Annotated in this window: 17 protein-coding genes; 9 read left to right on the forward strand and 8 right to left on the reverse strand. The window is 72.9% G+C overall.

The window, feature by feature from the left end:
• Positions 1–73: 73 nt before the first annotated feature.
• Positions 74–730, forward strand: a complete 657-nt coding sequence (locus tag MCAG_RS19160; RefSeq protein WP_007074638.1) for a rhomboid family intramembrane serine protease — start codon at positions 74–76, stop codon at positions 728–730.
• Between the two features lie 168 nt (positions 731–898).
• Positions 899–1,867 (forward strand): NAD(P)/FAD-dependent oxidoreductase, encoded by a 969-nt coding sequence (locus MCAG_RS19165; RefSeq protein WP_007074639.1) that lies wholly within the window; start codon positions 899–901, stop codon positions 1,865–1,867.
• A 186-nt stretch (positions 1,868–2,053) separates the two neighbouring features.
• Here the strand turns inward: MCAG_RS19165 and MCAG_RS19170 are convergent, their stop codons facing one another.
• Positions 2,054–2,746, reverse strand: a complete 693-nt coding sequence (locus tag MCAG_RS19170; RefSeq protein WP_007074640.1) for a TetR/AcrR family transcriptional regulator — start codon at positions 2,744–2,746, stop codon at positions 2,054–2,056.
• 143 nt (positions 2,747–2,889) lie between these two features.
• On the opposite strand from MCAG_RS19170, the gene MCAG_RS19175 reads away from it, so the two are divergent.
• Entirely contained in the window at positions 2,890–3,855 is a 966-nt protein-coding gene (locus tag MCAG_RS19175) for an NAD-dependent epimerase/dehydratase family protein (RefSeq protein ID WP_036374247.1), read from the forward strand.
• 136 nt (positions 3,856–3,991) lie between these two features.
• Here MCAG_RS19175 and MCAG_RS19180 read toward each other — a convergent pair whose 3' ends face one another.
• Together MCAG_RS19180 and glpX are read right to left on the reverse strand one after the other, a co-directional pair.
• Positions 3,992–4,981: a DMT family transporter gene (locus MCAG_RS19180; protein WP_036374250.1), complete on the reverse strand. Its 990-nt coding sequence runs from the start codon at positions 4,979–4,981 to the stop codon at positions 3,992–3,994.
• Complete coding sequence (glpX, locus tag MCAG_RS19185; RefSeq protein ID WP_007074643.1) at positions 4,978–6,009, reverse strand: class II fructose-bisphosphatase; 1,032 nt, start codon at positions 6,007–6,009, stop codon at positions 4,978–4,980. The genes MCAG_RS19180 and glpX overlap by 4 nt, the downstream gene beginning before the upstream one ends.
• A gap of 215 nt (positions 6,010–6,224) precedes the next feature.
• Here glpX and MCAG_RS19190 point away from each other — a divergent pair, with 215 nt between their 5' ends.
• From MCAG_RS19190 to MCAG_RS19200, 3 genes are all read left to right on the forward strand, one after another.
• Entirely contained in the window at positions 6,225–6,878 is a 654-nt protein-coding gene (locus MCAG_RS19190) for a DUF4245 domain-containing protein (RefSeq protein WP_036374253.1), read from the forward strand.
• A 262-nt stretch (positions 6,879–7,140) separates the two neighbouring features.
• Complete coding sequence (locus MCAG_RS19195; protein ID WP_157548133.1) at positions 7,141–7,962, forward strand: hypothetical protein; 822 nt, start codon at positions 7,141–7,143, stop codon at positions 7,960–7,962.
• Between the two features lie 166 nt (positions 7,963–8,128).
• Positions 8,129–8,971 (forward strand): hypothetical protein, encoded by an 843-nt coding sequence (locus tag MCAG_RS19200; protein WP_036374256.1) that lies wholly within the window; start codon positions 8,129–8,131, stop codon positions 8,969–8,971.
• A 55-nt stretch (positions 8,972–9,026) separates the two neighbouring features.
• On the opposite strand, the gene MCAG_RS19205 is transcribed toward MCAG_RS19200, so the two are convergent.
• Both MCAG_RS19205 and xseA read right to left on the reverse strand, forming a co-directional pair.
• A complete protein-coding gene (locus tag MCAG_RS19205; RefSeq protein ID WP_007074647.1) occupies positions 9,027–9,248 on the reverse strand; it encodes an exodeoxyribonuclease VII small subunit in 222 nt (73 codons plus the stop codon).
• A 42-nt stretch (positions 9,249–9,290) separates the two neighbouring features.
• The gene (gene xseA / locus MCAG_RS19210; protein ID WP_007074648.1) at positions 9,291–10,511 is read right to left on the reverse strand and encodes an exodeoxyribonuclease VII large subunit; all 1,221 of its coding nucleotides are present in this window, start codon (positions 10,509–10,511) and stop codon (positions 9,291–9,293) included.
• 108 nt (positions 10,512–10,619) lie between these two features.
• Here xseA and MCAG_RS19215 point away from each other — a divergent pair, with 108 nt between their 5' ends.
• Positions 10,620–11,609: a 4-hydroxy-3-methylbut-2-enyl diphosphate reductase gene (locus MCAG_RS19215; RefSeq protein ID WP_007074649.1), complete on the forward strand. Its 990-nt coding sequence runs from the start codon at positions 10,620–10,622 to the stop codon at positions 11,607–11,609.
• A gap of 61 nt (positions 11,610–11,670) precedes the next feature.
• Positions 11,671–12,102: a hypothetical protein gene (locus MCAG_RS19220; RefSeq protein WP_007074650.1), complete on the forward strand. Its 432-nt coding sequence runs from the start codon at positions 11,671–11,673 to the stop codon at positions 12,100–12,102.
• Between the two features lie 185 nt (positions 12,103–12,287).
• On the opposite strand, the gene MCAG_RS19225 is transcribed toward MCAG_RS19220, so the two are convergent.
• The gene (locus MCAG_RS19225; RefSeq protein WP_036374261.1) at positions 12,288–15,590 is read right to left on the reverse strand and encodes a S8 family serine peptidase; all 3,303 of its coding nucleotides are present in this window, start codon (positions 15,588–15,590) and stop codon (positions 12,288–12,290) included.
• A 150-nt stretch (positions 15,591–15,740) separates the two neighbouring features.
• Complete coding sequence (locus tag MCAG_RS19230) at positions 15,741–16,922, reverse strand: DNA recombination protein RmuC (protein ID WP_007074652.1); 1,182 nt, start codon at positions 16,920–16,922, stop codon at positions 15,741–15,743.
• A 53-nt stretch (positions 16,923–16,975) separates the two neighbouring features.
• Between MCAG_RS19230 and MCAG_RS19235 the strand changes: the two genes are divergently transcribed.
• The gene (locus MCAG_RS19235; RefSeq protein WP_007074653.1) at positions 16,976–17,764 is read left to right on the forward strand and encodes a hypothetical protein; all 789 of its coding nucleotides are present in this window, start codon (positions 16,976–16,978) and stop codon (positions 17,762–17,764) included.
• A 110-nt stretch (positions 17,765–17,874) separates the two neighbouring features.
• Here the strand turns inward: MCAG_RS19235 and ppc are convergent, their stop codons facing one another.
• A complete protein-coding gene (gene ppc / locus MCAG_RS19240) occupies positions 17,875–20,661 on the reverse strand; it encodes a phosphoenolpyruvate carboxylase (RefSeq protein WP_007074654.1) in 2,787 nt (928 codons plus the stop codon).
• Positions 20,662–20,782 lie beyond the last annotated feature (121 nt).

Here is a 20,782-nt window from a genome sequence, read left to right on the forward strand (position 1 = left end):
CGCCGTCACCGTTTCCGCACTGACTCCGCCTCCCGAGTGGCGGTCGGGCGGGAATGCTGATAGCTGTTTGGGCATGACCCTGCACGACGGCCGCGCGGGCGGCGACCCGCGGCGCTTCGGCACCGAGGCCTTCTACGCCTCGATCGGCCGCGCCTTCGTCGCCATGTGCGCCGTCGTGCCGGTGCTCTTCCTGGTCGAGGCTCTCGACGTCGGTCTCGGCATCGACTTCGACCTGGCCGGCGGCATCGTCCCCCGCCACATCGACGGGCTGGACGGAGTGATCTTCTCGCCGTTCCTGCACGCCGACTTCAACCACCTCTACAGCAACAGCGTGCCGCTGATCCTGCTCGGCACGTTCGTGCTCGCCGCCGGCTTCCGGCGGTTCCTGTGGTCCACCCTGGTCATCGTGCTGGTCAGCGGGCTGGGCGTCTGGTTCACCGGCTCACCGAACTCGGTCGTGGTCGGCGCCAGCGGCGTCATCTTCGGCTACCTCGGTGTCCTGCTCACCCGAGGCGTGGTCGAGCGGAGCTGGTGGAACTTCGGGGTCGTGCTGCTGGTCGGCCTGCTCTACGGTTGGCAACTACTCGGCATCCTCCCCACCGACGAGCGGATCTCCTGGCAGGGGCACCTGTTTGGGCTGGTCGGGGGAGTGGTCGCCGCGATTCTCTTCCGGCGACGCCGGACCGAGGAGGACCCGTACGACATGGACTCCCCCTCGTTGCAGGTGTAAGGAGGGGCCCCTGTTAACGCCTGCGGTAGAGAAGGGCACCCCTTTCACCCGTCGCCGAGCCGCGCCCGGCCCACGCCCGACGTGGGACGGTGCTTGATCCCGCCCTGGCGCGCGCCTACGGTCGGCATCAGCACGCGTTGATCTGCGAGCGGAAAGCGACGGTGCGCCATGCCCGAGGTCGATGTCGCAGTGGTCGGTGCGGGTCCGACCGGGCTGTTCGCCGCGTACTACGCCGGGTTCCGGGGGCTCTCCGTCGCGGTGGTCGACGCGCTGCCCGAGGCCGGTGGCCAGATCACCGCGATGTACCCGGAGAAGCTGATCCTCGACGTGGCCGGGTTCCCGGCCGTCAAGGGGCGCGACCTGGTGGCCAACCTGGTCGCCCAGGCCGCGCCGTTCCATCCGCGGTACCTACTCGGTACCCGGGCCGAGAAGCTGTCGCACGTCGATGGGAAGCCCGTGCTCGGCCTCGCCGGTGGCGAGCAGCTCGTCTGCGGCGCCGTGATCATCACCGGTGGCCTGGGCAGCTTCACGCCGCGCCCGCTGCCGGTGGCCGACAGTTTCACCGGCACGGGGATCGTCTACTTCGTGCCGGAGCCGACCGCGCTGGCTGACCGGGACGTGCTGATCGTCGGCGGTGGCGACTCCGCCTTCGACTGGGCGCTGGCGCTGCAACCGTTGGCCCGCTCGGTGACCCTGGTGCACCGGCGGGAACGGTTCCGCGCGCACGCCGCCACCGTCGCCCGGGTGCAGCGGTCGTCCGTCCGGATCGTCGTCAACGCCGAGGTCACCCGCCTGCACGGCGACAGTGCGGTGACCGGCGCGGAGATCACCGTCAAGGGCGCGCCGCCCGAGACGCTGCCCGTGGACACGGTGGTGGCGGCCCTCGGCTTCACCGCCGACCTCGGCCCGATCGCCGAGTGGGGACTGCGGCTGGACCGCCGGCACATCGTGGTGGACAGCGCGATGGCGACGAACCTGCCCCGGGTCTTCGCCGCCGGAGACATCACCGAGTACCCGGGTAAGGTCCGGCTGATCGCCACGGGCTTCGGGGAGGCCGCCACGGCGGTCAACAACGCCGCCGTCGCGATCGACCCGTCGGCCCACCTCTTCCCGGGCCACTCCTCCGACACCCCCTGACCCACCCCCACCCCCCACCCCCCTTTTCTCCCCCTCCCTCCCCCTCCCCTCCCCCTCCCCGCGCCGATCTTGCACTTTGGGCCCCGTCAAAAGCGGCGTAGCGGGCGAATCGGGGGCCGCAACTGCAAGATCGCGGGAGCGGGAGCGGGAGCGGGGAGCGGCGGGGGCGGGGGTGAGCGGGGTGGTTTAGCGGGGGAGGCCGATGAGGTCGGCCATCAGGGTGGTCTGGTGGTCGAAGTATTCGGCCCGGTGCGGGAGCGTGCGCTTGATCCGGCCGAAGAGCTCGAAACTGATCAGCCCGAAGAGTTGGGTCCAGCCGGCCATGACCCGGGCGAGCAGCGCCTCGGGCAGGCCTGGCGCGATGGCGGCGGCGATCTCCGCGAGGTCGGCCCGCAGCGGCTCGGGCAACTCCTCGGGGTCGGGGGCGGTGACCCGCCCGGCGGCCAGGCCGTCGCGGAGGATGCCGATCAGGACGACCGGCGGGCGCAGCGCCGGCCCGAGGGTGTCGTCCGGGGCGGCGTACCCGGGAACCGGGCTGCCGTAGAGCAGGGCGTACTCGGCGGGGTGGGCCAGGGCCCAGTCCCGGGCCGCCCGGCAGACGGCGTGCCAGCGCCCGCGCGGGTCGAGCTGGTCCGCGCCCGCGTCGGCCGTCTCCACGGCCGCTCCCAGCGCGTCGTACGCCTCGATGATCAGCGCGGTGAGCAGGTCGTCCCGGCTCGGGTAGTAGCGGTACAGGGCCGAGGAGACCATTCCCATGTCCCGGGCGACCGCCCGCAGGCTGAGGTTGGCGCCGTCGGTGGCGAGGTGGCGGCGCGCGACGGCCTTGATCTCGTCGAGCATCTCGGCGCGCACCCGGGCGCGAATCGAGGAGGCGGACATGCCACCACTCTGCCACAGCAGAGAGCGTGGATCAAAACAGTGAGCACCGCTCTTGACGGGGGCGGCTCCCAGCATCATGCTGGGTGCGGAATGCAGAGAGCGGTGCTCTCTATTCGTACCCCCGATTCGAAGGGTGACCTGTGATGTCGCTGCATGTGATCGTCGGCGCCGGACCCGTCGGCACCGCCACCGCCTACCGCCTGGCTGCCGCCGGCGAGCGGGTCCGGGTGGTCACCCGGCGCGGCACCGGCCCGGATCACCCGGCCGTCGAGCGGGTCGCCGCCGACGCCGCCGACCCGGACCGGCTCGCCGCGCTCGCCGATGGCGCAGTCGCCGTCTACAACTGCGCCAACCCGGCATACCACCGCTGGGCGAGGGACTGGCCGCCGCTGGCCGCCGCGCTGCTCACCGCCGCCGGGCGCACCGGGGCCGTGCTCGCCACGGTCGGCAACCTCTACGGGTACGGGCCGGTCGACGGGCCGATGACCGAGGCCACCCCGCCGGCGGCGGCCGGCACGAAGGGGCGGGTCCGCAACCGGATGTGGGCCGAGGCGCTGGCCGCCCACCGGGCGGGGCAGGCCCGGGTGACCGAGGTACGTGGCTCCGACTACCTCGGCGCCGGCACGACGTCGCTGCCGATGCTGCTGCTGCCCCCGGTGCTCGCCGGCCGGCGGGCGGTCCTGCCCGTCGACTTCGACGCCCCGCACACCTGGACGTACGTCGACGACGTCGCGCGTACCCTCGTGGTGGCCGCCGCCGCCGAGCGCGCCTGGGGCCGGGCCTGGCACGTGCCCAGCCCGCCCGCGGTCTCCGCGCGGGAGTTGGCCACTCGGGCCGCCGCCCTGGCCGGCGCCCCCGCCCCGAGGCTCATCCGGCTGCCGTACCCCGGGCTGTGGCTGGCCGGACTGGTCAACCCGTTCGCGCGGGAGCTGCGGGAGACGGCGTACCAGTTCGACCGCCCGTTCCTGATGGACTCGACCTCGGCCACCGAGATCCTCGGCGTCGAGCCGACCCCGCTGGACCGCGCGCTCGCGCAGACCGTCGCCGCCCTGCGCGACGCCGCCCCGGCGACCGGCGCGGGAAGCGGCGGCCCACGCCGAAAGCACTGAGAGCCGCCGGGGCGGTGGGAGCCGCCGGGGCGGTGGGAGCCGCCGGGGTGGTGGGAGCCGCCGGGGTGGTGGGAGCCGCCGGGGTGGTGGGAGCCGCCGCGGGTGGTGAGAGGGGAACCCCGCTCTACCGTAGGCGTTAAGAAGGGGTCCTTCCTTGCCGTCGCCACGCCGGGCCGAGGGCGGCGAGCAGCACGGCGACCAGGGTGAGCGCGGCACCCAGCAACGTGTTCACCCCCGGGTGCGAGGCCGTGGTCGGCAGCACCACGTCCAGCAGGGCCGCACCCACGACCTGCCCGGCGATGGTGGCCAGGCCGAGCAGCAGCACCCCGGTGAACCGCACGACGGCGACGGCGACCGCGATGAAGACGATGCCGATCGGCCCGCCCAGGTAGAGCCAGGGCTCGGCCGGGAGGCTCCCGTCCGGGTGGCCCCGCACGGCCACGTCCACCACGAACGCGGCGAGCAGCGCCACGGTGCCGACGGCGAAGTTGACCAGCGTCGCTGCCAGGGCGCTGCCGGTGGCCACCCGGACCCGGCCGTTGACGGCCTGCTGCCAGGCGACGCCCACCCCGGCCAGCAGCGGCAGCAGCGCCAGACCCAGCGCGCCCGGGTCGCCGAGCCGGTCGCCGACCGCCAGCAGCACGGCCAGCACGGTCAGCGCCGCGCCGACCAGGCGGCTCGGGGTGACCGCCTGCCGGCCGGCGGGGCCGAGCCCGGCCCGGTCGACCAGCAGACTGCTGCCGGACTGCCCGGCGACCGCCGCCACGGTGAACACGGCGACGCCGAGCGTGCCGATGGTCAGCCCCTGAGCGGCCACGAAGAGCGCCCCGCAGGCGCCGCCGAGGCACTGCCACGGCCGCAGCGACCCGCCGGCCAGCGCCGCCCGCAGCGCCGCCAGGCCCCGCTGCCCATCTGGGGTGGCCGCAACCAGCACCAGCAGCACCAGCAGGCCGAGGCCGAACGAGATCACCGCGGCGGCGATCCCGTCGGCCAGCCGTACGCCCAGCTCGCCGTTGATTCGGGACTGTACGGCCACGGCGACCCCGGAAGCGGTGGCCAGCCCGACGCCCGTGATCCGGCGGGCGGTCGGCAGGGTCGGCGGGGGCGCGGTCCCGGTGGCGGTCACTCCTGTTCGGCGAGGGGACGGCCGTCGAAGTCGACGGCCGAGTACAGCGCGAGCTTCTCCAGCCGGTGGTACGAGTCGATCACCCGGATCGTGCCGCTCTTCGAGCGCATGACGATCGACTGGGTGTATGCCCCGCCGGCCCGGTAGCTCACGCCGCGTAGCAGGTCGCCGGAGGTGACCCCGGTCGCCACGAAGAAGCAGTTGTCGCCGGTGACCAGGTCGTCGGTGGTGAGCACGCGGTCCAGGTCGTGCCCGGCGGCGAGCGCCTTCTCCCGCTCCTGCGCGTCGCGCGGCCAGAGCTTGGCCTGCATCACCCCGCCCATGCACTTGAGGGCGCAGGCGGCGGTGATCCCCTCCGGGGTGCCGCCGATGCCCATCAGCACGTCGACGTCCGACTCGCTCCGGGCGGCGGCGATCGCGCCCGCGATGTCGCCGTCGGAGATGAACCGGATGCCCGCTCCCGCCCGCCGGATTTGGGTGATCAGGTCGTCGTGGCGGGACCGGTCGAGCACGCAGACGGTGACCTCGGACACGTCGGTGCCCTTGACCTTGGCGATCCGGCGCAGGTTGTCGGCGACTCCGGCGTTGATGTCGACCACGTCGGCGTAGGTCTGGCCGACGGCCAGCTTCTCCATGTAGAACACGGCGCTCGGGTCGAACATCGCCCCCCGCTCGGCCACCGCGAGGACGGCGAGCGCGTTCGGCATGCCCTTGCTCATCAGCGTGGTGCCGTCGATCGGGTCGACCGCGACGTCCACCTCGGGGCCGGAGCCGTCGCCGACCTCCTCGCCGTTGAAGAGCATCGGCGCGTTGTCCTTCTCGCCCTCGCCGATCACCACGACGCCCCGCATCGGGATCGAGTTGATCAGCTTGCGCATGGCGTCGACTGCTGCTCCGTCGCCGCCCTCCTTGTCGCCGCGACCGACCCAACGGCCGGCGGCCATCGCCGCGGCCTCGGTGACCCGGACCAGGTCGAGGGCGAGGTTGCGGTCGAGATTCTGGGGGGTACGCGTCCTGGCGCTCGTCATGACGGCTTCCTCCTCGCGACGTTGCGGGGTGGACCGGCGAACGTGGCCGTCGCCGCCGCCGGCTTTGTCGCTGATCCTCACACGATCGTCAACCTATCGTCGGGCCGGGGCGCTGGTGGCCAGCTTCCCGGCAACCGGGCGGTGGGACAGGTCACCCCGGTCACCCGGCGGTGGCGGTTCGGTCGGCGGCGACCCGGGGCTGGAACAATGCAGGGGTGGATCCCGCACAGCCCGCCGACCCCCGTCCCGCCGAGCCGACCCCGGCACCCCCGACCCGGTCGACCCCGTCGACGCCGACCCCGCCGGGCCGGGAGACGCTCCCGCCGGCCCCGCAGGCGGCTTCGTCGGGCCGGGAGAAGGCCCGGTCGGAGCGGTCGCCGAAGGACATGGCGATCTCCCTACTGGTGCTGCTCGTTCCGATCGCCCTGCTGCTCGCCTTCTACCGGGGCTTCCTCGGCGGTGACCAGCCGAGCACGGTCGACCCGGCCCCCGCCCTGGAGCAGGCCCGGGCGGCCAACGTGTTCCCGGTGAGCCAGCCGACCGGGCTCGGCGCCGGCTGGAAGACGGTAAGCGCGAGCTACCGCGTCGTCGAGGGCGGATCCAACCTGCGGATCGGCTACCTCACCCCGGAGGGGCGGGGGGCCCAGTTGGTGCAGAGCAACGTACCGCCGGAGCGGCTGCTGCCCGCAGAGCTGACCGCCGAGGGGCAGCCCCAGGGCCCCACCGAGGTGGGCGGGCGCAACTGGCAGCGGTACACCGCCCGGGGCAACGAGCAGGCCCTGGTGCTGCTCGAGCCGGGCCGCACGGTGATCGTCGTCGGGGACGCCCGGGAGAACGAGCTGCGCCGGCTCGCAGACGCGCTCCGCTAGGTGTGGAGTCGGAGGAGCGTGACGAAGAGTCACGTCGACCGGCCTTCGTGACCGACTCCGCGGGAAGTCGCTGACGGCGATCGCCGACGTCGCCCGCACGGTCGGCACCGGCGCCATCAACCAACGTGCGGTGGTTCGTGGGTCCGGTGCGGGTGCCGTCCGACCGGCGGAGGGCCGCGAGCGTCCGACCCGTCCGTTAGGCTGCCCCGGCTCAACCCCGGTCGCGCGATACGGCCGGGGAGCCTTTCAGAAAGAGAACGACGTGAACATTCGACGGTGGAGCGTCGGCGTCCTCGCCGCCGCCCTTTTCGTCCCCGGCCTGACCGCCTGCAACAACTCGGCGGCCGACGAGCCGGCCGCCGGTGGGGCTTCCACCGCCCCGGCGGCGCCCGCCGACCCCAAGGCGGCGTTGCTCGCCTCCACCAAGGAGCTCGGCAAGGGCAACTTCACCTTCGCCATGACCGGCGGTGAGTTCAACGGCAGCGGCACGGTGCACATGCCGTCGAAGAGCGCCGAGATGAAGATGACCGGTGGCGACTCCGACGCCGAGGAGTTGTCGATCAACATGCACCTCGTCTTCATCGACACCGACAGCTGGGTGAAGATGGAGTTCACCGGCCCGATGGCCGAGTCGGTCCCCGGCGTCAAGGCGCTCAAGGGCAAGTACCAGCACCTCGACCGCTCGAAGATCAAGGACGTCAAGGACCTTCAGTTCGACTTCTCCGACGTCGACCCGGCCGGCAGCGAGGCGCTGACCAAGGCGATCACCGACGTCAAGAAGACCGGCGAGGGCACGTACGAGGGCACCCTCGACGCGACCAAGGCCACCGGCTCGGACGTGCTCGACGTCGAGATCGTCAAGGACCTCGCCGGCAAGGCCAAGGCCGTGCCGTTCACCGCGAAGCTCGACGGGCAGGGCCGGCTCACGGAGTTCGTCGTCAAGGTGCCGGCCGCTGGTTCCAGCAAGGCGCAGGACCTCAAGGTCACGTACGCCGACTACGGTGCCGCCACCGCCGTGGAGCAGCCGCCGGCGGACCGGGTCGTCGAGGCTTCCGACCAGGTCTACGAGATGTTCAAGAACTGATCCGGCGCCGGCGGGAGGGCGGCATCCGCAGCCCTCCCGCCGGGCGTCCGTGCGGCGGGCGCGGGTCGGGTGGCCCGGACAGGGATTGCGAAACGCGGCGGCAGGGAACAAAGGTGACGTCCCCTCCGGCGCCCGCGGCCCGGACGACCCACTTGGAGAGGTTCACGTGACCATTCGACGCTTCAGCGCGGCGCTCTTCGCCATGACGCTGCTCACTCCTGGTCTGGCCGCCTGCAGCGGCACCGGGACCGGCGAGGCGGGGGCCTCCGCGTCCCCGACGGTCTCCGGCAGCGCGGCGGCGGGCAGCGCCTCGCCCGGCACGGGCGACGCCAAGCAGGCCCTGCTGAACTCCACGAACGAGATCCGCAACGGCAACTTCCGGTTCACCATGACCGGCGTCGGCACCACCGCCGAGGGGCAGGTGCACGAGCCCAGCCAGAGCGCCGAGATGAAGCTGACCATCGGCGACGCCTCCTCGGACGTGCAGATGAAGCTGGACCTGGTGCACCTCAAGCCGGACAGTTGGGTCAAGCTCGACCTCGGCGGCCAGGCGGCCAAGCTGCCCGGCGTGCAGGGCCTCAACCTCGGCAAGTACCAGCACCTCGACCAGAGCAGGATCAAGGGCAACCGCAACCTGGGCTTCGACTTCGAGGAGGTCGACCCGGCCGGCAGCGAGGTGCTGACCCAGGGCGTCACCGAGGTCCGGCAGACCGGCGAGGGCGCGTACGCGGGCACGATCGACGTGACGAAGGCCGCCGAGGCCGGTTCGCTGAACGCCGAGCTGATCAAGGCGCTCGGGCAGCAGGCCCGGTCGGTGCCGTTCACGGCCAAGCTGGACCCGCAGGCCCGGCTCAGTGAGCTGGTGATCCAGATCCCGGCGTCCGGGCAGAACAAGGCCCAGGACATCCGGATCACGTACGCCGACTACGGTGCCGCGACGGCCGCCCAGCGCCCGCCGGCCGACCAGGTCGTCGAGGCCCCGAACGAGCTGTACAACCTGTTCAACTGACGGTGGTGCCGGCCTGCCGGGGCGGCGGTGACCGCCCCGCAGCCGCGCCCCTGCCTCAGGCGTCCGGCTGCCGCCGGGCCGCGTCGATGCGGGCCCGCGCGCCGTCGAGCCAGCGCTGGCAGACCTCGGCCAGCTTCTCGCCGCGTTCCCACAGCGCCAGCGACTCCTCCAGCGAGGTGCCGCCGGTCTCCAGCCGTTCCACCACCGTGGCCAGCTCGGCGCGGGCCTGCTCGTAGCTGAGCCGTTCGTCCGGCCCGGCGTTCTTCGCGTCAGTCATCTGTCCCATCCCAGCACATCCCGCCCCTGAGCCGCGCGCGGCTCAGCCGTCGACCGTGACGGCCAACTCGCCCTCGGCGAGGCGTACCCGCAGCGGGTCGCCCCCGCCCACCTCGCCGGCCGCCCGCACCACGTGGCCGTCGGCGCGCTGGACGATCGCGTAGCCCCGCTCCAGGGTCGCGGCGGGGGACAGGGCGCGCAGCCGGGCCAGGGTGTGCCGCAGCTCGTCCTCCGCCGCGCCGAGCCGGTGTTGCAGGGTGCGCCCCGCCCGCTGGCGCAGCGCGGTCACGTCGGCGACCCGCTGCTCCACCATCACCTGCGGCCGGGCCAGCACCGGCCGGGACCGCAGCCCGTCGAGGCGGTTCGCCTCCCGGTCGACCAGGTGGCGGACCGCCCGCTCCACCCGGTGCCGGGCCTGCTGGATCAGGCGCAGCTCCTCGGTCAGGTCGGGAACGATCCGCTTCGCGGCGTCCGTCGGGGTGGAGGCCCGCAGGTCGGCGACGTAGTCGACCAGCGGCGCGTCCGTCTCGTGGCCGATGGCGCTGACCACCGGCGTACGGCAGGCGAAGACCGCCCGGCACAGCGCCTCGTCGGAGAAGGGCAGCAGGTCCTCTATGCCACCGCCGCCCCGGGCGATGACGATCACGTCGACGGTCGGGTCGGCGTCGAGCACCTTCAGCGCGTCGACGATCTGCGGCACCGCGCCCGGCCCCTGCACGGCCACGTTGACCGTGCGGAACTCCACGGCCGGCCAGCGCCGGCGGGCGTTGGTCAGCACGTCCCGCTCGGCGGCGGAGGCGCGGCCGGTGATCAGCCCGACCCGGCCCGGCAGGAACGGCAGCCGTCGCTTGCGGGCCCGGTCGAACAGCCCCTCGGCGGCCAGCAGCTTCTTGAGCTTCTCCAGCCGGGCCAGCAGCTCGCCCAGCCCCACCTGGCGGATCTCGTCGGCGCGCAGGCTCAGCGTGCCCCGGGCCGCGTAGAACTCGGGCTTGGCGTGCAGCACCACCCGGGCGCCCTCGCGTAGCTCGGGCGCGCCGGCGTCGAGGACGTCCCGGTTGGTGGTGACGGTGAGGCTCAGGTCGGCCGACGGGTCGCGCAGGGTGAGGAACACCGTGCTGGCCCCGGGCCGCCGGCTGATCTGCGCCACCTGCCCGTCGACCCACACCCAGCCGAGCCGGGCGATCCAGGCCCCCACCTTCTGGCTGACGACCCGCACCGGCCACGGCTCGTCGGAGCTGCTCCGGCCGCTCTCATCCGCACTCACGCCCTCACCCTACGGACGCCCTCCGACTATCGAGGGAGCCGCGTCACCCGCCGGCGCGTACCCCTTGATCAACGGGGGGCGGTTCGGGGCGGCACGTACGATGGGCGGGTGACTCAGGCTGAGACGACTCCCCGGACCGGCAAGCGCGTGCTCCTGGCCAAGCCCCGCGGCTACTGCGCGGGCGTCGACCGGGCGGTGCAGACCGTCGAGGAGGCGCTCAGGCTCTACGGCGCCCCGATCTACGTGCGCAAGCAGATCGTGCACAACAAGCACGTGGTGCGGACCCTGGAGGCCAAGGGCGCGGTCTTCGTGGAGGAGAACGAGGAGGTGCCCGAGGGCGCGACCGTGATCTTCTCGGCCCACGGCGTCGCCCCCGAGGTGTACGAGCAGGCGAGGGCCCGCTCACTGAAGGCGATCGACGCCACCTGCCCGTTGGTGACGAAGGTGCACCAGGAGGCCAAGCGGTTCGCCGCCGAGGACTACGACATCCTGCTGATCGGCCACGAGGGGCACGAGGAGGTCATCGGCACCGCCGGTGAGGCCCCCGCGCACATCCAGCTCGTCGACGGCCCCGACGACGCCGACAAGGTCACCGTGCGGGACCCGAGCAAGGTGGTCTGGCTCTCCCAGACCACGCTGTCGGTCGACGAGACGCTGGAGACCGTGGCCCGGCTCAAGTCCCGGCTGCCGCTGCTCCAGTCGCCGCCCAGCGACGACATCTGCTACGCCACCTCCAACCGTCAGCACGTGGTCAAGGAGATCGCCCCGGAGTGCGACGTGGTCCTCGTCGTCGGCTCGCGCAACTCCTCGAACTCCGTCCGGCTGGTCGAGGTCGCCCTGGACGCCGGTGCCCGTGCCGGCCACCTCGTCGACTTCGCCCACGAGATCGACGACGCCTGGCTGGAGGGGGCCGGCACGGTGGGCCTGACCTCCGGGGCGAGCGTTCCCGACGAGCTGGTCCAGGATGTGTTGGCGCACCTCGCCGCGCGCGGCTTCACCGACGTGGACGAGGTGGTCACCGCCAACGAGCGGCTGACCTTCTCGCTGCCGCAGGAACTCAAGCGCGACATGAAGGCCGCCGCCGCGTCCCGCCCATGATCGACCGGCCCGCGCCCGACCGGTGGGGAACGGATCACCGGTGGGCAACGTCTGATCGGGTATGAAGACCACTCGGATCATCGTCGCCGCGCTGGTTACCTCCGCGGCCCTGAGCGCCTGCGGCGGCCAGGGCACCGGTGACGCCACCCCCGCCCCCAGCCCTTCGGGAGGATCCGCGGTGACCGACGCGTCCAGCACCGGTCCGGTCGACCCGACGGTGCCGGCCCCGTCGTCCTCGGTGCCCCCGAGCCGCCCATCGGCGGGCCGCCCGAGCATCCCGCCGGGCGTCGGCGCCACCACCCTCACCGGCACCGTCGAGGCCGGCGTGGAGCCGGGTTGCCGCATGCTGGACGGCTACCAGCTCATCGGCGGTCCCGCCGACGTGCTGGCCGCCGGTGCGAAGGTCACGGTCACCGGCCGGGCGCAGCCCGACATGCTCACCACGTGCCAGCAGGGCATCCCGTTCGTCGTGGAGTCCGCCCGCCGCGCCTGAGGCGCGGATCGTCCCGCCGCCGGCCCGGCCGCCCATCCGGGCGTGCCGGGCCCCATCCGCGTGCCACGCCCCATCCGCGCGTCGGTCGCGTGTGCCGGCGGTCCCGACCGGTGACGGCAGGAGCCCGCCCCCGCCGAGGCGGGGACGGGCTCCTGTGGTGAGGCGGAGTGGTCAGGCGGCGAGGGTCAGTTGACCGCGCCGATCGCCACCGAACCGCGGCCGACGACCGCGCCCTCTGTGGTGGTCACGGCCAGATCGCCGTAGAGCTCGCGACCGGCGGCCGGGGCGGACTGGGCGGTCACCGTGCCGGTGAGGGCAGCGGTGGCACCGTTGGCCAGGGCGAGCGGGGTGGTCGCAGCGGACAGCGTGCCCAGCGACGCCGCCGAGAACGAGTCCCGGTAGTCGTAGGCGGTGCTGGTGCCCGGCCCGTTGACGGCGTACCCGTCGACCAGGACGCGGTAGGTGCCGGCGGGCGGGTTGGCCAGGGTCACCGCCTCCTCCGAGTCGCCGTCGGCTGCGCGGCCGACCTCGGTGGCACCCCGGAAGACGAACAGGTCCAGGTCTGCGCCGAGGTCCGCGGTGTTGCCGATGCGGGCCGTGAAGCTGGCCGCGCCGGCCGGAACCTCGACCAGGTACTCCTGCTGCGCGCCCTCGCCGATCGTCGGCCGCTCGGCGCGCACGCTCGCCAGCGGGCTGCCCTGACCGGTCACCGCGACCGGGCCGAAGGTGTTGGTCAGGCCCCAGGTGACCTCGGTCGGGGTGCCGGCGGTGACCGACGGCAGCTCGACCACGGCCGGCTCGACCGTGACGCCCTGCACCCGCACCTGGAGCTGGAACGGGTTGTCCAGCGCGGGCGAGGTGCGCCGCGACTCCACCTCGAACTCCCAGACCCCGGCGATCGGGCTCGGGTAATCCCGCTCCTGCGGCTTGCAGGCGGCGGCGTTGGAGAAGTTGGTGTAGCAGGCGGTGCTCGCGGTGCTCTCCACCGGAACGCCGTACGGGTTGATCGCGATGAACCGGGTCTGCGAGCTGGTGGCGATGCCGGCCAGGTTGACCTGGATCGCGCCCGCGCCCGGCGGGACCGTCACGAAGTACGAGGTGGAGCTGTTCCGCTCGACCGAGCCCTCGGCCGAGAAGGAGTACGCCGGCTTCACCACGTCGGTGGCGGCCACCACGACGGTGGAGACCTCGAAGTCGACCACCGAGGTGGCCGGGTCGTCGATCAGCAGGAGCGCGCCGTGTGCCCCGGCGGTCTTCGGGTTGGCCTTCACCGCGATGGTGACGGTCTTGTTCAGCGGCAGCCAGACCTGCTGCTTGGTGCTGAAGGTGCCGTCGTTGCCGCGCAGCGTCACGTTGTGCAGCAGGCTCTTGTTCGGGCCGCTGGTCCGGGTGACCTTCACCTCGTACGTCTTGGACTTCTTCAGCGGCTGACCGCCCTGCGTCACCGCGCAGCGGTTGTAGACGCCGGTGCCCCGGTGCGGGTTCGGCACGAAGGCGCCGGTGGCCTTGTCGTACCGGGTCAGGTTCGCCGACAGTTCGGTGCAGACGGGTGCGTCGGAGACGTACGACCGGGTCTGCACGCCCTTGTCCAGCAGCGCCCAGGCGCCCGGCACGTCGAACATGCCGTAGCCCTGCGCGTAGGTCGCGACGCCCGCGATCGGCTTGGCCGAGGTGTAGATCGCCCGGCGCAGCGCGGCCGGGGTGACGCCCTTGTCGGTCGCCTTGGCGGCCGACAGCAGCAGCGCGGCGGCGCCGGCGGCCTGCGGGGAGGCCATCGAGGTGCCGTTGAGCATCTGGTAGCCCGGCGGCAGCGGGTAGCCGGCCTCGGGGACCGGGCTGCCGGCCTGCCAGGTCGGCGCGGTGGAGATCGCCGAGCCGGGGGCGGCGATGTTCGGCTTGAAGCCGCCGTCCTCACGCGGGCCGCGCGAGGAGAAGTTGAACAGGGCGTTGTCCTTGCGGACGACCGCGCCGTAGTTCGCCAGCCAGGTGTCCTTGCTGATGCTCGCCGCGACGCTGACCACGTTTTCGGCCACCGACGGGTCACCGATGGTGTTCAACCCGGGGCCGGAGTTGCCGGCCGAGATGAACAGCTGCACGCCGTAGGTGTTGATCAGCTCGTTGTAGAGCTGCGCGCGGGCGTTCGAGCCGTCGTTGAGCGCCGGCAGGCCGCCGATCGACATGTTGACCACGTCGACCTTGCGGTTGATCACCAGGTCGGCCATGCCGGTGGTGAGCGCCGCGGCGGTGCAGCCGCCGCCCCAGGAGCAGGCCCGGGCCGACACGAGCTTCGCGCCGGGGGCCGCGCCGTCGAACGCGCTGTTGCCCAGCATGTCGTTGGCGGCGGTGATGCCGGCGACGTGCGTGCCGTGGGTGGACTCGATGATGCCGATGTTGACGTAGTCGACCAGGCCGGGGCCGCCGACCGGTGCGGTGTCGACGTCCTCGCGGTACTCGACGACGAACGGGATCTGCTCGCGGACCGCGGTGGCCGGGTTGTCCGTGCCGAAGTGTCCGACCTGGAACTTCTCCTTGTACGGGCGCATCACCTCGTCGTCGGTGAAGTCCCGGTTGGAGTTGGCGTCGACCCGGATGTCGTGCGTCGTGACGTTGTAGAGGATGCCGAAGGTGTCGGTGGTGTCGCCGTCGCGGTTGACGTCACCGGCCGGGTCGCTGCCGGCCGTGATCGACTCGCGGAAGGTGGTGAACCGGTAGCTGCCCGCCGGGGCCGTCCAGGTCGCGCCGCCCGCGGTGAAGCTCGGGCCGGTGACCTCGGTGATCATCGCGCGCCAGGTGGCGTCCTCCAGCGGGTCCGTGGCGGTGACCCAGTCCACGATCTTGCGCTCGCCGGTGGTGGTGGTCTGGAGCGCCGGCTGGTCGAGGTCCACGCCGGAGTCCATGATGCCGATGGTGACGCCGCGTCCGTCCCACGCCGGGTGGGCGGCCTTGAACGCCTCCGCGCCGATCTCGTTGGTCGGCATGTACGGGTTCACCGCGCCGGTGTCGCTGCCCGGACCGGCCAGCGTCTCGCCCTGCGCGGCGGCCTTTGTGCCGGCGGGCGCGGCCTCCGGGGCCGGGTCGGGGAGCTGGATGGTCTCGTCGAGGTCGACCGCGGCGACGCCGGGGAGCGTGGCGGCCTTGAGCACCTTCGCGGTGGGGACCTTCGCCAGGACGTAGCCGATGGAGTCGAAGCGCCGGCTCACCGTGCCGCCGAGCTGCCGCACCGCGTCCGCGACGTCCTTCGCCTCGCCCTTGTCGGTGGCGACGATCAGGGTCACGGTCTTGGCGTGCTTCGCCTCGGCCTCGCTCAGCAGCTTGGCATCGTGTGCGCCCAGGGTCTCCACGGCGGTGGCCTGCGGAGCCTCCGACTCGGTCGCGGGGGCGGCGCTCGCGGTCGCGGTGCTGCCGGCGCCGGTCATGGCACCGGCCGCCATGACCGACGCGAAGAGCCCGGCAGAGGTACGCCGGCTCAGGTTTCGGGGTTTGCTCACGTTCTCTTTTCCTCCAGAGAACAGGGCCCTGAAATCACAGGGCACGCGTGAGCGAAATCCTTTGGGGTGGGCGTACGTGGTGTCACTACCGATCGGTACGTTGTGACCACTTCGTGACCTGCGCAGGCGCGCATTGTCACGCATGTACTGCTATCGGGACGGAGTCGGCGGGTCCACCCAGGACGGTCGTGCGGTCTCACCGAGCAGCTCAGGGGCCTGCGGCTGCCGGGGGGCCACCTCGACCTGCGCTGGCGAGGGCAACTTCTCGTCCGACACGCCTAGCTCGGCGAGCTTACGGGCGCTGACCAGCACCCGGGCCTCCAGCGAGCCGACCGCCCGGTTGTACGCGGTCACCGCCCCGCCCAGCGACGCGCCGAGCTTGCCCACGTGATCGCCCAGCGTGGACAGCCGCCCGTACAGCTCGCGGGCCAGCGAGTGCACCGCCACCGCGTTGCGGGCCAGCGCTTCCTGCCGCCACGAGTACGCCACCGTACGCAGCAGCGCCACCAGCGTCGCCGGGGTGGCCAGCACCACGTTGCGGGCGAACGCGTGCTCCAGCAACGTCGGATCGCGCTGCAACGCCACGTCGAGGAACGGATCGGCCGGCACGAACAGCACCACGAACTCCGGGGTCTGGTCGAACGCCGCCCAGTAGGTCTTCGCGGCCAGCGCGTCGACGTGCGCCCGCAGGTGCCGCGCGTGCGCGTCGAGGTGCGTGTCCCGGCCCCGCTCGTCGCGGGCCTCCATCGCCGTCAGGTACGCGTCGAAGGGCGCCTTCGCGTCCACCACCACCGAGCGGCCCCCGTGCAGCCGGACCACGAGGTCGGGGCGTACCCCCTGGTGATCGGTTGTGGCGGTGACCTGCTCGCTGAAGTCGCAGTGCTCCAGCAGGCCGGCGGCCTCGACGATCCGGCGTAGCTGGTGCTCCCCCCAGCGGCCCCGCACCTGCGGCGCGCGCAGCGCCGCCACGAGCTGCTTGGTTTCCGTGCGCAGCTCGCCGGAGACGGCGCTCATCGCCCGGACCTGCTCGCGCAGCTCGGCGTACGCGTCGACGCGGGCGTGCTCCAGTTCGGCGACCCGGGACTCGTAGCGGCGCAGCGTCTCGTGCAGCGGCGCCACCGCCCGGGCCACCGCCTCCTGCGACTGCGCGGTCGCCTCGTAGCCCAGCGCCCGCATCGACTGCTCCAGCCGCCCCTCGCCCTCCCGCGTCGCGGCCAGGGTGGCCTCCAGCCGGGCGAGGTCGGCCGCCGACCGGGACCTGGCCGCGAACCAGCCCAGCGCGCCACCCGTGACGAGGCAGAACACCACCACGGCCAGCGTCGAGAAGCTCATGACCAGAGCTTGCCAAACGCGTACGACGGGCGCTCCCCGGGTACTTTCAGAGCATGGAAATTCTGCTCGCGGTCATCTTCGTGGCGCTGCTCGTCGGCGGTCTCGTCTGGTGGCGTCGGGAGAGCGCGGCCCGCGAGGCGCGCAGCCTGGCTGACGTGCGCGCCGACGCCCAACGCTGGTACGAGCGCCTCGGCGGCCAGGTGATGAACCTGCACGGCGACTCCCCGGCCGTGCGGCAGGCCCTGGTCGACGCCGGCGAGCGGTACAATGCGGCGGGTAGCCAGCTGGAGCAGGCCCGGACGGTCCACCAGTACCGGCTGGCCCGGGAAACCGCCCTGGAGGGGCTGGCGTACGCCCGGGCAGCCCGGATCGCGCTCGGCATCGACCCCGGCCCCGAGCTGCCGCCGCTGGCCTCCGCCGAGGGCACCGGTCAGCTCACCCGGGAACGCGAGGTCAACGTGCAGGGGCAGATCGTCCGGGCGGGCCCGCAACCCGGCGAGGGCACGCCCTACTACTACCCCGGCGGTCGGTACCAGGGCCGCCCTGTGCCGGCGGGCTGGTACTCCACCCCGTGGTGGAAGACGGCACTCGGCGCGGGCGCCGGCGTGCTCGGCGGCATGCTGATCGCCGACGCGCTCTTCTCCCCGGCGTTCGCCGACCCCGGGTACGGCTACGAGGCCGGCTACCAGGAGGGCTTCGGCGGCGAGCAGGCGGGCGATTTCGGCGGCGCTGGCGATTCCGGCGGCGGTGACCTCGGCGGTGCTGGCGATTTCGGCGGCGGCGATTTCGGCGGCGCTGGCGATTTCGGCGGCGCTGGCGATTTCGGCGGCGGCGACTTCTGACGTCGGGCCCTCCTTCGCGGCCCCGCCCCGCTTTCGCTCCACCCTCCAACGGATGTGAAAAGGGGGCCCCTGCTATGCGGAATGCGTTAGCAGGGGCCCCTCCCTACACCTCAGCCGGTGTTGCGCATACCGGCGGCGATGCCGTTGACGGTGGTGAGCAGCGCCCGCTCCAGCGCCGTCCCGTCGCTCGGAGCGCGCCGGCCCCCCGGGGCCGTGGCCACCGCCCGGCCCGCCGCGCCGGAATCCCGGTACTGCCGCAGCAGCGCCACCTGGAGGTGGTGCAGCGGCTCCAGGTAGGTGTCGCGCACCGCGAGGGTGCGCTGGAGCACCGGCGAGTTCTCCAGCAGGGCCGGCGAGGCGGTGACCGCCAGCACCTCCTGCTTGGTCAGCTCGTACTCCTGCTCGATCTTCGCGAAGATCGGATGCAACTTCTTCGGCACGAGCGTCTCCACGTACCGGCGGGCGATGCTCAGGTCGGTCTTGGTCAGCATCATCTCGACGTTCGACAGGAACGTGCGGAAGAAGTGCCAGTTGCGGTGCATCTCGGCCAGCACCTCGGCCAGTCCGGCCTCGCGCGCCGCGGCCAGCCCGGAGCCGACACCGAACCAGCCGGGCACGATCTGCCGGGTCTGCGTCCAGCCGAACACCCACGGGATGGCCCGCAGCCCGCCCAGGCCGGCCCCGGTGTTGGGCCGCTTCGCCGGCCGGGAGCCGATGTTCAGCGCGCCGAGCAACTCGGTGGGGGTGGATGCCCAGAAGTACTCCGGCAGGTCCGGGTCTTCCACCAGCGACCGGTACGACCGGAACGCCGCGTCGGAGACCACGTCCATCGACGCGTCCCAGCGCTCCAGCATCTCGGCCGGCTGCCGGGGCGCGGTGTGCAGCAGGGTCGCCTGGAGCACGGCGGCCATGGTCAGCTCCAGGTTCTCCCGGGCCAGCGCCGGCAGCGTGTACTTGTCGGAGATGACCTCACCCTGCTCGGTGACCTTGATCGCGCCGTCGAGGGTGCCGTACGGCTGGGCCAGGATCGCCTCGTGGGTGGGGCCGCCGCCGCGCCCGACGGTGCCGCCCCGGCCGTGGAACAGTCGCAGGTGCACCCCGTGCCGGGCGGCCACGTCCCGCAGTGCCCGCTGCGCCCGGTGGATCGACCACTGGCTGGTGGTGATGCCCGCCTCCTTGTTGGAGTCGGAGTAGCCCAGCATCACCTCCTGCACGTCGCCCCGGGCCGCCACGAGCGACCGGTACGCGGGCAGCGACAGCAACTCGTCCAGCAGCTCACCGCCGGCGTTCAGCTCGGCCGGGGTCTCCAGCAGCGGCACGAAGCCGATCCGGGCCCGGCCGCTGTGCACGTCGACCAGCCCGGCCTCGCGGGCCAGCACCACCGCCGCGAGCACGTCGTCCACGCCGAGAGTCATCGAGATGATGTACGACTCGATGACCTCGGAGCCGAACCGGTCCTGCGCCTCGCGGATGGTGGCGAACACGTCGAACGTCTTGCGGGCGCTCTCGGTCAGCGGCGTGTCCAGCGTCGACAGCGGGCGACGGCCGGTCAGCTCGTCGGCGAGCAGCTTGGTGCGCTCCAGGCGGGTCAGCGACGGGTAGTCGGACACCTCGCCGACGGCCGCGTAGAGCTGGGTGAGCACCTCGTGGTGCTTCTCGGCGTGCTCCCGCACGTCCATCGTCGCCAGATGCAGGCCGAAAGCGGACACCGTACGGATGGTGGTGGCGAGCCGGCCCACGGCGGTGAGCTGGCCGGCGTTGCGGGCAAGCGAGGCGCGCAGCAGCTCCAGGTCGGCGATCAGCTCGGCCGCGCCCCGGTAGTCGCGCCCCGGCACGTGCGGGGTGCCCCGGCGCAGCCGCTCCCGGGTGTTGGCCAGCTTCGCCTTCACGCACCGGGCCTTCAGCCGGTACGGCTCCTCGGCGTTGACCCGGCGGAACCGGGGGGCGACCTCGGGCAGCGCGTCCAGGTCGGCGGCGAGGCTGGCGGAGAGGTCCAGCGACACCCCGCGCAGCCGGCGGGAGACGGACACCTCGTTGATCAGGTGCTCCATCGCCGCCTCGGTGGCCGCGATGCCGTGCTCGTGCTGGATGCGCAGCACCTCGCCGGTCACCTGCGGGGTGACGAACGGGTTGCCGTCCCGGTCGCCGCCGATCCAGGTGCCGAACGTCAGCGGGCGGGCCGTCGGGGACGTCTCCACACCGAGGGTGCGCAGCGTGTCCGCGAGGTCTTCGAGCACCTGCGGCGCGGCCTCGGCGTACAGGTCGCGCAGGTAGTAGATGGCGTTGCGGGCCTCGTCGGTCGGGTCCGGCCGGTCGAGCCGCAGCTCGTCGGTCTGCCACATCAGGTCCAGCAGCTCGGCCAGGCGTCGGTTGGCCGGCCCCTCGTCGCTGGCCCCGTAGAGGATCGCGTTGGCGGTCTCGGCGTCCAGCTCGTCGGCGACGGCGCGCAGCTTCGACAGGATCGACCGGCGGGCCGCCTCGGTCGGGTGGGCGGTGAAGACCGGGCGCACCGCGAGCCGGCGGGCCGCCGCCGCGATCTCCTCGGCGGGCACCCCGCGCTCGGCGATCATCTTGGCCGCCTGGTCCAGCCAGCCGCCCTGGATCGCCCGGCGGCGGCGCAGGTCGCGCGCCCGGTGCACCTGCTCGGTGATGTTGGCCAGGTGGAAGTAGGTGGAGAAGGCGCGGGCGAGCTTCGTGCCGGTGGTCACGTCCAGCCCGCCGAGGCGCTGCGCGGCGGCCGGGGCGTCGGAGCGGACCTGTGCCCTGATCTCCTCGACCAGGTCGAGCAGTGGGCGGCCCTCCTGCCGGGCGAGGGTCTGCCCGAGCAGCGTGCCGAGGCGGCGGATGTCGGCCCGCAGTGCGGCGTCCGGGCCGTCGTGGTCGTGCTGGTCGGTCACGGTGCGCTCCTTACGCCGGGGACGAAGGACAGCGCTGTCCGATTCCCTGGATCGTATCCGCGCCGCCCCCTTCGAAAGGAAGGGCCCCTTGTTATCGCTTTTTGTTGTACAGGGGGCCCCT

Origin of the sequence: Micromonospora sp. ATCC 39149, assembly GCF_000158815.1 — a bacterium.
GTDB lineage: Bacteria > Actinomycetota > Actinomycetes > Mycobacteriales > Micromonosporaceae > Micromonospora.

Excerpts from the sequence above, each read along its gene's own strand:
- MCAG_RS19165 (WP_007074639.1), top strand. The coding sequence starts at position 899 with ATGCCCGAGGTCGATGTCGCAGTGGTCGGTGCGGGTCCGACCGGGCTG.
- MCAG_RS19170 (WP_007074640.1), bottom strand. The coding sequence starts at position 2,746 with ATGTCCGCCTCCTCGATTCGCGCCCGGGTGCGCGCCGAGATGCTCGAC.
- MCAG_RS19220 (WP_007074650.1), top strand. The coding sequence starts at position 11,671 with ATGAAGACCACTCGGATCATCGTCGCCGCGCTGGTTACCTCCGCGGCC.
- MCAG_RS19230 (WP_007074652.1), bottom strand. The coding sequence starts at position 16,922 with ATGAGCTTCTCGACGCTGGCCGTGGTGGTGTTCTGCCTCGTCACGGGT.
- MCAG_RS19205 (WP_007074647.1), bottom strand. The coding sequence starts at position 9,248 with ATGACTGACGCGAAGAACGCCGGGCCGGACGAACGGCTCAGCTACGAG.
- MCAG_RS19235 (WP_007074653.1), top strand. The coding sequence starts at position 16,976 with ATGGAAATTCTGCTCGCGGTCATCTTCGTGGCGCTGCTCGTCGGCGGT.
- MCAG_RS19175 (WP_036374247.1), top strand. The coding sequence starts at position 2,890 with ATGTCGCTGCATGTGATCGTCGGCGCCGGACCCGTCGGCACCGCCACC.
- glpX (WP_007074643.1), bottom strand. The coding sequence starts at position 6,009 with ATGACGAGCGCCAGGACGCGTACCCCCCAGAATCTCGACCGCAACCTC.
- MCAG_RS19160 (WP_007074638.1), top strand. The coding sequence starts at position 74 with ATGACCCTGCACGACGGCCGCGCGGGCGGCGACCCGCGGCGCTTCGGC.